At 68.1% G+C, this 12,919-nt stretch carries 11 protein-coding genes, 1 pseudogene and 1 riboswitch; of the genes and pseudogenes, 7 read left to right on the top strand and 5 right to left on the bottom strand.

Annotated features, from left to right (window positions below):
• From LJE69_RS01220 to gcvT, 5 genes and pseudogenes are all read right to left on the bottom strand, one after another.
• Positions 1 to 777: pseudogene (locus tag LJE69_RS01220) on the bottom strand (aminomethyl-transferring glycine dehydrogenase subunit GcvPB); the annotation flags it as partial.
• A 175-nt stretch (positions 778 to 952) separates the two neighbouring features.
• Positions 953 to 1,450, bottom strand: a complete 498-nt coding sequence (gene tpx, locus LJE69_RS01225; RefSeq protein ID WP_296920474.1) for a thiol peroxidase — start codon at positions 1,448 to 1,450, stop codon at positions 953 to 955.
• 40 nt (positions 1,451 to 1,490) lie between these two features.
• Positions 1,491 to 2,876, bottom strand: coding sequence for an aminomethyl-transferring glycine dehydrogenase subunit GcvPA (gcvPA, locus tag LJE69_RS01230; RefSeq protein WP_296920477.1), 1,386 nt, complete (start codon positions 2,874 to 2,876; stop codon positions 1,491 to 1,493).
• A 243-nt stretch (positions 2,877 to 3,119) separates the two neighbouring features.
• Positions 3,120 to 3,512, bottom strand: a complete 393-nt coding sequence (gcvH, locus tag LJE69_RS01235) for a glycine cleavage system protein GcvH (protein WP_296920479.1) — start codon at positions 3,510 to 3,512, stop codon at positions 3,120 to 3,122.
• Positions 3,513 to 3,608: 96 nt separating this feature from the next.
• Positions 3,609 to 4,706, bottom strand: coding sequence for a glycine cleavage system aminomethyltransferase GcvT (gene gcvT / locus LJE69_RS01240; RefSeq protein WP_296920482.1), 1,098 nt, complete (start codon positions 4,704 to 4,706; stop codon positions 3,609 to 3,611).
• Positions 4,707 to 4,891: 185 nt separating this feature from the next.
• Positions 4,892 to 5,009: riboswitch (glycine riboswitch) on the bottom strand.
• An 864-nt stretch (positions 5,010 to 5,873) separates the two neighbouring features.
• On the opposite strand from gcvT, the gene LJE69_RS01245 reads away from it, so the two are divergent.
• The 7 genes from LJE69_RS01245 to LJE69_RS01275 all read left to right on the top strand — a co-directional run.
• Entirely contained in the window at positions 5,874 to 6,476 is a 603-nt protein-coding gene (locus tag LJE69_RS01245; protein ID WP_296920483.1) for a hypothetical protein, read from the top strand.
• A gap of 4 nt (positions 6,477 to 6,480) precedes the next feature.
• The gene (locus tag LJE69_RS01250; protein ID WP_296920486.1) at positions 6,481 to 7,914 is read left to right on the top strand and encodes a sigma-54 dependent transcriptional regulator; all 1,434 of its coding nucleotides are present in this window, start codon (positions 6,481 to 6,483) and stop codon (positions 7,912 to 7,914) included.
• Positions 7,895 to 8,422 carry an Hsp20/alpha crystallin family protein gene (locus tag LJE69_RS01255; protein ID WP_296920489.1) on the top strand — a complete coding sequence of 176 codons (528 nt, stop codon included), beginning with the start codon at positions 7,895 to 7,897 and terminating at the stop codon, positions 8,420 to 8,422. Before LJE69_RS01250 ends, LJE69_RS01255 begins: the two co-directional genes overlap by 20 nt.
• 12 nt (positions 8,423 to 8,434) lie before the next feature.
• A complete protein-coding gene (locus LJE69_RS01260; protein ID WP_296920492.1) occupies positions 8,435 to 10,582 on the top strand; it encodes a CDC48 family AAA ATPase in 2,148 nt (715 codons plus the stop codon).
• 20 nt (positions 10,583 to 10,602) lie between these two features.
• The gene (locus tag LJE69_RS01265) at positions 10,603 to 11,415 is read left to right on the top strand and encodes a GvpL/GvpF family gas vesicle protein (RefSeq protein WP_296920495.1); all 813 of its coding nucleotides are present in this window, start codon (positions 10,603 to 10,605) and stop codon (positions 11,413 to 11,415) included.
• On the top strand, positions 11,415 to 12,152 hold the full coding sequence (locus LJE69_RS01270) for a GvpL/GvpF family gas vesicle protein (protein ID WP_296920501.1): 738 nt from the start codon (positions 11,415 to 11,417) through the stop codon (positions 12,150 to 12,152). Before LJE69_RS01265 ends, LJE69_RS01270 begins: the two co-directional genes overlap by 1 nt.
• On the top strand, positions 12,149 to 12,919 hold a 771-nt coding region (locus LJE69_RS01275; RefSeq protein WP_296920498.1), incomplete at its 3' end, for a PAS domain-containing protein. The genes LJE69_RS01270 and LJE69_RS01275, both read left to right, overlap by 4 nt.

Genomic DNA, 12,919 nt, shown 5'->3' on the forward strand with positions numbered 1-12,919 from the left:
GTGGATGACGTCGAAGCCCATGTCGCCGGGGCGGACCTTGCCCAGGATGGCGTTCAGGTTGGCGCCGTCGTAGTAGAGCAGCCCGCCGGCGGCGTGCACCGTCTCGGCGATGGCCTGGATGTTGCGGTCGAAGACGCCCACGGTGCTCGGGTTGGTGAGCATGATGCCGGCGGTCTGGGGGCCGACGGCGCCCCGCAGCGCGGCGATGTCCACGTCGCCGTTGGCGCCCGTGGGGATCTCGCGCACCTGGAAGCCCGCCATGATGGCCGACGCCGGGTTGGTGCCGTGGGCCGCGTCCGGCACCAGGATCTCGCGCCGATCGTGGTTGCCACGGGCGTCGTGGTAGGCGCGGATCATCATTACGCCAGCCAACTCGCCCTGCGCGCCGGCCGCCGGCGCCAGCGACACCGCGTGCATGCCGGTGACGCTCTTCAGCATGTCCTGCAGCTCGTACAGGCAGGCCATGATGCCCTGGCTGTGGCTCTCCGGCGCCGCCGGGTGGCGGGACAGGAAGCCGGGCAGCGACGCCAGGCTGTTGCAGGCCCGCGGGTTGTACTTCATCGTGCACGAGCCGAGCGGGTAGAACTCCGTGTCGATGGAGAAGTTCTGCTGCGAGAGGCGCGTGTAGTGGCGCACCGCCTGAAGCTCCGAGACCTCCGGCAGCGCGGCGCGGGACTTGCGGCGCAGTCCGGTCGGCAGGTCCGACACATCGGCCATTTCCAGCGGCGCCTGGGCGGCGGCCGTGCGGCCGGTGCGGGATTGTTCCTGGATCAGCATGCAAGGCTCCGTAAGGACTCAAAACAGGCTCAGCGCAGACGCTGATGTTATCGGCAAGCTCGGCATGAGGCCGAACAGGCCCCAACAGAGATGAGCACCGAGGGCGAACAGCCGCGAGTGGGGCGTGCTCGGATCTGAGCCCGGCCCTTGGTCGTCAGCCCTCGGCCGTTCTTTGTTAAAGCGCCTTCAGCGCCGCGTCGTAATCCGGCTCCTGGCCGATCTCGGGCACCAACTGCGTGTAGATCACCTTGCCGTCCGCATCCAGCACGACGATGGCGCGGGCGGTGATGCCGGCGAGCGGGCCGTCTTCGATGAGCACGCCGTAGTCTTTGCCGAAATTCTTCGAGCGCATCATGGACAGCGGATGCACGTTCTCGAGGCCTTCGGTGGTGCAGAAGCGGCCCATGGCGAAGGGCAGGTCGGCGGAGACCACCAGGCAGACGGCGTCGTCACGGCCGGCGAAGGACTCGTTGAATTTGCGCGTGGACGTGGCGCACACGGGGGTGTCGAGGCTCGGCACGATGTTGATCAGGACCTTCTTGCCGGCGAAGTCGCCGAGCGACTTGTCGCCGAGGTCCTTGTCGACGAGCTTGAAGTCGGGCGCCGCGCTGCCGACGCCCGGCAGCTCGCCGGCCAGGTTGACAGGATTGCCTTCGAGTGCAGTCTGGGCCATTGGGGTTCTCCGCTTGTTGTTTGGTTGGTTGGCAGTAGGATCAGTCGAGGTGGGCCTGGCCGCGGGCGTCGATGACTCGGGCCAGCTCGTCCCGGAAAGCGATCATCTCCTCCTCGTTGCGCAGCTCCGTCGCGCACACCAAGAGCGCCGGGTCCAGCGCCGGGTACTCGGCGCCGAGGTCGAAGCCGCCGAGGATGTTGTGTGCCGCCAGCGCGCGCAGCACGTCCGCGGTGGGTGCCGGGAGCCTCAGCGCCTGCTCGTGGAAGATGGGGCCGTCGAACAGCGGCTCGACCCCCGGGATCTCGCAGAGCATCCCGGCGAGCGTGCGGGTATTGGCGTGACAGGCGGCGGCGACGCGCTCGAGGCCCTCGGCGCCGAGGATGGCCATGTGGATGGTGGCGGCGGTCACCAGCAGGCCCTGGTTGGTGCAGATGTTCGAGGTCGCCTTGGAGCGGCGGATATGCTGCTCGCGCGCCTGTAGCGTGAGCGTGTAGCCCACCTTGCCGTCGGCGTCCAGGGTCTTGCCGGCGATGCGGCCGGGTAGCTGTCGCACGTAGTCCTGCTTGCAGGTGAGGAAGCCGAGATACGGGCCGCCCGAGGCCAGCGGCATACCCAGCGGCTGGCCCTCGCCGCAGGCGATGTCCGCACCGGTGCCGCCCCAGTCCCCCGGCGGGGAGAGCAGTGCCAGCGCCACCGGATTGACGGCGCCGATGACCAGCATGTTGCGCGCGTGTGCCCAGTCAGTGACGGCGTCCACGTCTTCCAGCACGCCGAAGAAGTTGGGCTGTGGCAGCACCAAGGCGGCGCAATCGCTGTCAGCGGCCGCCGCCTCGAAGGCGTCCACCAGAGTCTTCCCGCTGGCGCGCTCGAAATCCACCTCGACAAGTTCGATGCCCTGGTTGCCCACCAGCCCGCGCGCGGTGCGCCGGTAGGACGGGTGCAGGCTCGTCGGCACCAACACGCGCTTGCTCTTCGACTTGCGATTGGCGCGAACCGCCATGAGGATGGCTTCCGCCAGCGCGGAGGCGCCGTCGTAGAGGGAGGCGTTAGAGACATCCATGGCCGTCAGCGCGGCCATCATGGATTGAAACTCATAGAGCACTTGCAGCGTGCCCTGGCTCGCCTCCGCCTGGTAGGGCGTATAGGCGCTGTAGAACTCGCCGCGGGTGGTGATTTGCCAGACGGCGGCGGGAATATGGTGCTCGTAGGCGCCGGCACCGATGAAGCAGAGTGGCTGGCCGTCGGCGCGGGCGCGGCGCTGCATCAGGCGCGCGACGTCCATCTCGGACAGGCCGGCGGGGATGCCGTCGAGCCCCTTGGCGCGCAGCTCGGGCGGGATTTCGTCGAACAAGTCCTCGATGCTGTCGACGCCGATAGCGGCGAGCATCTCGGCCACGTCGGCCTGGGTGTGGGGAATGAACGGCATCTTGGGGCGTCGCGTTGGGCTCTGGGATTGGCGCGTTCGGCCGGGGGTGCCCGGCTGGATGCGCTCGGTTGGGGGCCGGCTCTGAGACTGTGAAAGTATTCGGTGTAGGTCGGGTTACGCTGCGCTAACCCGGCCTACGATTCGCTCGTTATCGCAGTTGCGAGCAATACCTTCACGGTCTCTTTGCGCCGTGCGCGTGTGGGGCACGGCGCGAGGGCGGATCGAAGAGGGCCGGTGTGCCCTTTACTCCTCGTCCTCCAGCACCTGTTGATAGGCATCGGCGTCGAGCAGACCCGCCGCCGCGTCGTCGCCGGCGAGCTTGAGCTGGAAGATCCAGCCTTCGCCGTAGGGGTCCGAGTTGATGGTCTCAGGTGCGCCGTCCAGGGCCTCGTTGACCTCCACGACCTCGCCCGCCAGCGGTGAGTAGATGTCGGACGCGGCCTTCACCGATTCAACGACGGCGCAGGCACCCTTGGCGGCGAGTTGCTTGCCCACCTCCGGCAGCTCGACGAACACCAGGTCACCGAGGGCATCCTGGGCGTGGTCGGTGATGCCGACAGTGACGGTGCCGTCGCCGTTGTCGCGCACCCACTCGTGGCTGTCGGTGTATTTCAGGTCCGCTGGAACGTCGCTCATGCTGGGACTCCTAGGAGATTTGCTGATGTTGGGGCTCGTTGATCGGGGCGGCCGCCAGCGCCGGCGGCCGCCCCGGACTCAAGGTCCGTTGGCGAGTCAAAGGTCGATCTTGGGCTGGCCGTTGCGCACGAATGGGGGTTTGACGATCCGTACCGGAACGGCCTTGCCGCGGATGTCGACGGCCACTTCGTTGCTGTTGGCGACGCCGGGCGCCACGCGCGCCAGCGCGATGGAGCGCTCCAGCGTCGGCGAGAAGCCGCCGGAGGTGATCTCTCCGACCGGCTCGCCGCCCACCAGCACCTGCTGATGCGCCCGCAGCACGCCGCGACCCGTGAGCAGCAGCCCGACGAAGCGCGGCAGGTCGGGTGCTTCGCGCCGGGCTTCGAGCGCCTTGCGGCCCATGAAGTTGCGCTCCGGCGGTGTCCAGGCGATGGTCCAGCCCAGACCGGCGGCGAGTGGATCGGTGTCCTCGTCCATGTCCTGGCCGTAGAGGTTCATGCCGGCCTCCAGCCGCAGCGTGTCGCGGGCGCCGAGGCCGCAGGGTGCAACGCCCGCGTCGAGCAGCCCCTGCCAGAGCGCGTCGACCTCCGCGGCCGGCAGGATGATCTCGAAGCCGTCCTCGCCGGTGTAGCCGGTGCGGCCCACCAGCCAGCCGTCTCCCGCCAAGGCATGGAAGGGCTTCAGCGCCATGGCGGCGGCGCGGATGGAGGCGGGCAGTAGTGCCTCGGCCTTGCCGCGGGCACTTGGACCCTGCACGGCCAGCATGGCGAGGTCGTCGCGGCGGGTGATGTTGACGTCGAAGCCAGCGGCGCGCGCCTGCATCCAGGCCAGGTCTTTGTCGGCAGTGGCGGCGTTCACCACCGGGCGGTAGCGGCCGGGTTCCAGGTAGTAGCAGATGAGGTCGTCGACGACGCCGGCGTGCTGGTTGAGCATGCAGCTATAGAGCGCGCGGCCGGGCTCCACGAGCTTGTTGACGTCGTTGGCCAGCAGGTACTGCAGGTAGGGCTTGGCGGCCGGACCGATTACGTCCACCGGCTGCATGTGCGAGACGTCGAAGACGCCGGCGTCACGGCGCACCGCATGGTGCTCGTCGAGCTGGGAGCCGTAGTGCAGCGGCATGTCCCAGCCGCCGAAGGGGACGATCTTGGCGCCTAGGGCGACGTGTGCATCGTAGAGAGGTGTTCTGAAACCCATGCGGGCCTCCCGGTGGTTGGACACGGGGCGGCGCACGGGCTGCATGGCCCGCGCGCCGCCCCTCTGTCCTGAACCTGAGAGTTTGCAGCGGACATGACCGATCGTCGTCTGCCCAAGTCCGCTGCTGCCCCGTCGGTGGGCCCGCGCGCGCCTTGAGCGCGCGGGACCGCTCTCCAGAGTCGGTACATGGTGCCGCGGTCCTTTTGCCTGAGCGATTCCGGGCGGTGTTGCGCCTTCGGCGCCGGACGCTGCCCCGGGGTTCTGGTACCCGAGCGGCGTGCCGGTCTCTCCCGCGGCTCCGAAACCGAGCCCGGACTATAAACTTCGCGTCGCGCTGTGCCAAGTGATGCGCTGTGGGAGCGCTGTCCCTGATGCGATGCGACATGTGCGCTGCCGATCGCGGCGCGGACGCCGCTCCCACGGGGCGGTGCCGGTTGCGCTGTGGGAGCGCCGTCTCCGGCGCGATGCTGCGTCAGCGACAGCACCGGGTGGATGGTCCGGGGTCTCTTCTGGGGTCCCTGCAACCGCGGATTGGGTGTCGCCGGCGCCACCGGCGGCGGCTGACCCGCGCCTGTTTGTCGCCGCGGCGTCGGCGGTGGCCGGGCTGGCCGCGTCGGCTTCATCGTCGGCGCCTCGGGCCTCGGCGCGCAGCACGGCGAGCAATTCTGCGCGGGCCTCCTCCAGGATGCAGTCCCCCTGCGCCCCGCTTTCGGTGACCATAAGGGAAAAACTTAAAAAACATGGGTATTATTGCCCGTTGCGTGGTCAGTCTAGATATGAGAATCAGCCGGTCTTTTTCCCAGAGACCCATGCGGCCAGGGAGTATAAGACCAAGCATGCGGCGCTGCCTGGATGCCTCGAGTCGAGGATGGCGAGGAAGTCTGTGCGGGTCGGCTGCAGCGGGCGCGGCGGCCTGGAACGGCGGTTGGTGCTGGATCGAATCCGGGGTAGGAGGCCCATTGTACTTGCGTGCACGAACACCGCTCCGGCGGGCTCCCGGAGCGCACACTCAATTCCAACGTGAGGCTATAGGTAATTGCAAAATCTAAAATTTTACAAAACTTTACATGTACACATATCGCCAATTGTCGTTGAAAGCTCGCCGTCCATCGATCAGACTATAACCCGTATAAGACAAAAGTCTTTGTAAGGTGGTAGGACACGCCGATGACGCACACACGCAGGCTGATCCTCTTCCCCATCGTGCACACGCCCGAAGACTTGGGCGGGCTCGCGTCTGCGGTAGCGCAGGCGCGACCGACCGCCATGGACAGGCAGCGCCACAACCAAGCCCTGGCGGAGGTTTGGGGCCGCATCGAGCAGGCCGCCGCTGCCCTCCCGGTGATGACGACGGGCTGGCGTGTCTATCAGGACGGGCTGCCTGTCTGCGGGCAGGAAGCGGCCATCGTCGATGACCTGGCTGCCAGCGGCAGTCGCAACCACCGGCTGGTCAAGCGGCTGGTGAACCGGGGTGCTGCGCTCATGGGCACGGAGTCGGCGGAGCTGCTAGTGGAGGAGTACCAGTTGCAAAAGCAATTGTTGGAGCAGGTCGGCGAAGATGCCTCCGGCATCGCGGAGGAGACCCGGCGCCTGGCCGCGGAGATCCTGCTGCGCCGGGACCACTTTATCGCCCAACGCATTGATCAGACCCTCGCGCCCGGCGAGACGGGCATTCTGTTCCTGGGGCTGGTACACGACCTGGAGTCGCATCTGGCGGCGGACATCCAGGTGGAGTATCCCGCCGGCCGGGCGCAGAGGACCGGGGTCTGATGCGATGGAAGCCAAACAACCCCAAGCCCTGATCGTCGACGACGACCGGGACATCTGCCGCTTGCTCGGACGGCTGCTCGAGAGGGAGGGCATCGCGGTCGAGATCGCCCACGACGGCAACGCGGCACTCGACCTGGTGAACCGTTTGAATCCCGATGTCCTGTTGCTGGACGTCAAGATGCCCGAGAGCGACGGCATGGAGGTCCTGCGGCGCATCCGCAAGAGCCATCCGCAGTTGCCAGTGGTGATGATGACCGCTTTTGCCGGTGTCGCCCAGGCGGTCGAGGCAATGAAGGTCGGCGCCGTCGACTACCTCCCCAAACCGTTCGACAACAACAAGGTACTGCCGCTGGTCCGCGATGCGGTGGCGCGGCAGGCGCACAGGAGTCTGGCACCCCAGGCGTGCGGCTGCCATGACGGCGAGGGCTTGCGCAAGTCGCTCAGCCGTGTGATGGGGCCGAGCGCCGCAGTGACCGGCCTTGCCGACGAGCTGGCGCCGGTGGTGGCGACCGACTTCTCCGTGGTGGTCCAGGGCGAGACCGGCACCGGCAAGGAGCTCATTGCCCGCACCATCCACCGATTCAGCCACCGCGCCCGCGGCCCGTTCGTCGCCGTGGACTGCGGCGCCATTGCCGAGAATCTGCTGGAAAACGAGCTGTTCGGCCACGAGCGTGGCGCCTACACCGGTGCCGACCGCCGCGAGATCGGCAAGTTCGAGGCCGCTGCCGGCGGAACCCTGTTCCTGGACGAGATCGGCAACATGCCACTCAAGGCCCAGGCGGCGCTGCTGCGGGCGCTGCAGGAGCGCACCATCTACCGGGTCGGCGGCACGACGCCCATCCCGGTGGATGCGCGCGTGGTGGCGGCGAGCAACGAGCACTTCCTGCGCGCCGTGGAGCAAGGCGAGTTCCGTGACGACCTCTGGTATCGCCTGAACGAGTTCCATGTGCAGTTGCCGCCCCTGCGCGAGCGTCCAGACGACATCCTGCACTTGGCGGAGGTATTCCGCCACCAGCTCGCCGAAGAGCTGGGCCACCCGGTGCCGAAGTTCTCCGATGCGGCGGAGCAACGCCTGGTGGCGTTCGACTGGCCCGGCAACGTGCGCGAGCTGCGCAGCGTGGTGCGCCGCACCTGTCTCCTCGAAAAGCCGGAGATCGAGGCCGATGACATCCGTCTGCGCAGCCGGCCGCGCGCTGATGGCGACACCCCCAATGAGGCACGGGATTTGCATTTAGGTGAGTTGTCGTTGAGCCAGATTGTCAGTGACAACATTGCGCGCGTAGAGCGTCGGCTGTTGGTCAAGGCGTTGCGACACGCCCATGGCAATAAGGCAGAGGCGGCCCGGCTGCTGAAGGTGGACTACAAGACCATCTACAACAAGCTGAAACGTTTTGAAATCACACGCGAGGAGATTGGCTATGGTGGAGAAAAAGTCTGACGGCGGTGGCATCGAGGGCATGCTGCGCGGACTCGGTGACCTGTTCGATAAGCTCGGCGAGCTGGCGGAGACGGGCGAGCAGCTGAAGCAATCCGGCGTGCTCGAAACGAACACGTCTCGTGGTCGAGAGGTGAAGGGCGTCTACGGCTTCACCGTCAAGTTCGGCCTTGGCGAGGGCGGCGAGGGCGGCGAGGGCGCGTCTCGGCCCAAGGTCGAGCCTTTCGGCAACATCCGCCGCGACGAGACAACCGGGGCCTCGACGGTGCATGAGGTGACCGAGCCCATGGTGGACGTTTTCGAGGAGGGCGGCCACGTGCAGGTGGTGGCCGAGATGCCGGGCGTTGGCGAGGACGATGTGGAATTGGAGCTCCATGGTGACGTGCTGTCCATCCAGGCCGTTCACGGCGAGAAGAAATACCGCAAAGAGGTGCTCTTGCCGAAGAGCTTCGATGCCGACGCGATGAGCCATAGCTGTCGCAACGGCATCCTCGAGGTCAGGTTGGGCTGAGGGGGCGGAGCGATGGCAGAACCGATCAAGCTCAAGGTGGCGGAGGCCCTGTCGAAGGATGCCGGCCGCGGTTACGCGCGGCTCGATCCGGCGGACATCGAGCGCCTGGGCCTCCAACTCGGCGACCTGGTGGAGGTGCGCGGCAAGCGCGCCAGCGTGGCCAAGGTCATGCCCGCGTACCAGGACATGCGTGGGCACAATTGCGTGCAACTCGACGGCATCACCCGCAAAAATGCGGGCATCGCCGTTGACGAAAAGGCAGAGGTGTCGCCGTGCCCGTACAACCCGGCGGCGCGCATCGTGCTGACGCCTACCACGGTCACGCCCGGCAAGCGCGATATGGCCTACATCGGCAGCCTGCTGGACGGCGTGCCGGTGGTGAAGGGCGACCTGGTGCGCGCGTCGCTGTTCGGCAGCCGTAGCGCCGATTTCCGCGTGGAGGACTCGAGCCCGCCCGGAGCCGTGGTCATCAACCCCACCACGGCGCTCGTCATCGGCAAGCGCCAGGAGGGCGCCGGCGGGGCGCAGCAGCGCGGCACGCTGACGTACGAGGATGTCGGCGGTCTGGGCCACCAGGTGCAGCGCATCCGCGAGATGATCGAGCTGCCGCTGCGGCATCCCCAGGTGTTCGAGCGTCTCGGCATCGATGCACCCAAGGGGGTGTTGCTGCATGGGCCGCCGGGCTGCGGTAAGACTCTGATTGCGCGGATCATCGCGCAAGAGGCGGACGCCGCCTTCTACACCGTCTCGGGACCGGAGATCATCCACAAGTTCTACGGCGAGAGCGAGGCGCACCTGCGCAAGATCTTCGACGAGGCCTCCCGCAAGGGGCCGAGCATCATCTTCCTGGATGAGATCGACGCCATCGCGCCGCGTCGCGACAAGGTGGTGGGCGACGTCGAGAAGCGCGTGGTGGCGCAATTGCTGGCGTTGATGGACGGACTCACGCGGCGGCAGAACCTGATTGTCATCGCCGCCACCAACCTGCCGAATGCCATCGATCCGGCGCTGCGCCGGCCCGGGCGCTTCGACCGCGAGATCGCCATCCCCATCCCGGACCGCACCGGCCGCCGCGAGATCCTGGAGATCCACAGCCGCGGCATGCCGCTGGCCGAGGACGTCTCGGTCGACCACCTTGCCGAGATCACGCACGGCTTCGTCGGTGCCGACCTGGAGGCCCTATGCCGCGAGGCGGCCATGGGCACGCTGCGCCGGCTCTTGCCGAACATCGGCATGACGCTGGAGGATCTGCCGTTCGACCGGCTCGCCACCGTCACCGTGGGCATGGACGACTTCCTGACGGCGCTGCACGAGGTGGAGCCTTCGGCCATCCGCGAGGTCTTCGTGGAGGTGCCGGACGTGGGCTGGGACGATATCGGCGGCCTCAAGGACGTCCGGCAGCGCCTGGTGGAGGCCGTGGAGTGGCCGCTCAAGTACCCGCAGTTGTTCGAGCAAGCGGGGGTGGCGCCACCCAAGGGGCTGCTGTTGGCCGGTCCGCCCGGCATCGGTAAGACACTGATCGCCAAGGCCGTTGCCAACGAGAGTGGTGTCAACGTCATCTCCGTGAAGGGGCCGGAGCTGATGTCGCGCTTCGTCGGCGAGTCCGAGGCCGGCGTGCGCGAGGTCTTCCACAAGGCCCGACAGGCGGCGCCCTGCATCATCTTTCTCGACGAGGTGGATGCCGTGGTCCCGTCCCGCAGTGCCGGTACGTCGGACTCGCACGTCTCCGAGCGGGTGCTGAGCCAGTTCCTGGCGGAAATGGACGGGCTGGAGGAGCTCAAGGGCGTGTTCGTGCTCGGCGCCACCAACCGCGCCGACCTCATCGACGCGGCCATGTTGCGTCCCGGGCGCTTCGACGAGGTCATCGGGCTGCCGCTGCCGGACCAGCAGGACCGCTGCGAGATCCTCGCCGTGCACCTGCGCGGGAAGCCCGGCGCCGAGGTGGTGGATGCTGCGGACCTCGCCGCCCGCACCGACGGCGCCAGCGGCGCGGAGCTCGCGGCAATCTGCAACCGTGCGGCGCTGTTCGCGATCCGCCGTGCCGTGGAGCAGGCCGACGGGCCGGATGCGCTGGACCCGGCATCCCTGCCGGCGGTGCATCTGGAGCGTGCCGACTTCGAGCAGGCGCTTGCCGAGGTGCTGGGTTCGGGGCGGACATGACGCTCGCTGGCAGTGTCCCGGTGCCGGCCACGATAGCCGGTCCGGAAGTGCGTGACGCGGTCTACCTGTACTGCTTCACGCACGACCTCGCTGGCCCGAGGCCACGCGGTCTGCCGCCGGATCTTCCGGCGGTGGATGAGGACCGGAGCCTGCAGTTGCACCGTCATGCCGGGCTCATCGCCCTGGTGAGCGCGGTGCGGCGGGCCGACTACGAGGGGGAGCAAGGTAACGCACACCTCGCTGACATCGCCTGGGTGGGGCCACGGGCGTTGCGCCATCAGGCGGTGCTGGTAGCGGCGCACCGGGTCGCCGCGGTCTTTCCGCTTCCGTTCGGCACGCTGTTCTCGTCGCGGGCCGCGCTCGAACGCGAGATGGAGCGGCGCCAGCACGAGATCGATACCGCGCTGCGGCGGCTGGCCGGTTGCTCGGAATGGGCCGTGCAGGGAACGCTCGACCATGCCGCGGCGCTGGATGCACGGGTGCGCGAAGCCATCGCCGAGGGTCGCTACGTGCCCTCCGCGATGCCCGGTCGCCGACACCTCGAAGAGCAGCGGCTGCGCCGCGGGCTGGAAGCTGATCTCGGCGACTGGGCGCGCGCGGCCGCGGCATCGCTCGCGCAGGCGCTGCGCCGCGCGAGCACCGACTTCGTCGAGCGCCGGGTGCCCACCGGGCAGGCGCTTGCCTTCAACTGGGCCTTCCTGGTGCCGAACCCGTCGGTGGATGCGTTTCAGAGCACTGTCACTGCCGCGCTGCCGGAGCTTGCCAGGTACGGGCTGAGCGTCGTCTGTAAGGGCCCCTGGCCTGGCTACAGCTTCACCGGACCACGGGCGTGATGCTCTACCTCTACTGCATCTGCCGGACGCGGGACCTGCGTCCGTGCCCGCCACCGGAGCCGCCGGATGGCCCGCTCGGGCTCCGCTGGGTGGACGCAGGCGACCTCAACGCACTCGCGGCGCCGGCGCCGGCCGCGAGCGATGTGGCGTCGCTGCTTGCCTACGGGCAGGTCGTGGCGCACTACCACGCACACCTCGACCTGGTGCCCATGCGCTACGGGAGCAGGCTCGAGGATGCGGACGCGGTGCGCGCACATCTGCGCGCCGACCACGACCGCTACGAGGCGCTGCTGGAGACCTTGTCCGACTGCGTCGAGCTGGGCGTGCGGCTGCCGCTGCCCGCGGATGCCGGCGCCGGCAAGCAGGCCTCTGCCGCCGGCGCCGGCGTGGCGGCAGCGCCACGCAGCGGCCGGGACTACCTGCTCGCGCGCCGCGCCCGGCTAGAGGTGACGGCAGCGGTGGAAGCCGTGTTGGAGCAGCTCGACGAAGCGCTCGCCGGACTCTACCGCCGGCGGCATCGCGAGCAGGGCTGGTTCGCGGGAGAGCGCCGACTGTCCGCGTATTACCTGGTGCCGAGGCCGAGTCTGCCGGCTTTCCAGCGTCGGCTCGCCGCGGCACTGCAAACGGTTGCCGTGCCCGGCGGGCCGCAGGCGCTCCTTACGAGCGGTCCCTGGCCGCCCTACAGCTTTGCCGCTGCTGATGATGGCTCGGCAACACAGGAGGCAGTATTCACATGATCAAGCCGGGGAGCGTGCCGCCCGGAGCTGCGGAGTTTCGTCAACTGCTCGATGCCATTCCGTCATCCGTGCTGCTGGTGGACGAGACGCTTCACATCACCTGCGTCAATCTGAACTTCCTGGCCAAGAGCCAGCTCAGTGAGGCGCAGACCATCGGCCGGCGGCTCGAAGACGTCTTTCCGTCCGTCATCCTGGAGCACACGGACATGTTGCGGCGCATCCGCAAGGTGTTCCGCGACCGCCAGCCGCTGCGCGGGCAGCGCATCACCTATCGGGCGCCCCGCATTCCGCTGCGCATCTACTACTACTCGGTGGTGCCCCTGGACGGACCGGGAGGCATCGAGCGGGCCATGCTGTTCCTGGAGGACGTTACCGAGCAGGTGCGCCTCTCCGGCGAGGTGCGCCGGGTGGAGCGGCACCTTGCCTCGGTGGTGGAGAGCGCCAGCGACATCGTGCTGTCGGTGGACACTGGCGGACGCATTCTCACCTGGAACAGCGCCGCGGAGGTCCTCTCCGGACTCACCGCCGCCGACGTCCGCGGGCGCCCGCTGTACGAGCTGTGCGAGGAATGCGCGCAGGCAGAGGCGCGCGCCATCCTGGAGGGAACGCTCACCGGGCGCGCCGGGCCACGCACCACCGAGTGCCGGCTCATCTGCGGTGATCGCGAGCCGATCCTGGTGTCATGGCTGCTGTCGCCAATGAAGGACGACATGGGCGCCATCATCGGCGCGGTCGCCGTGGGCCGGGACCTCACCGAGCGACGCAAG

Source organism: Thiohalocapsa sp. (genome assembly GCF_022340605.1).
GTDB lineage: Bacteria > Pseudomonadota > Gammaproteobacteria > Chromatiales > Chromatiaceae > Thiohalocapsa.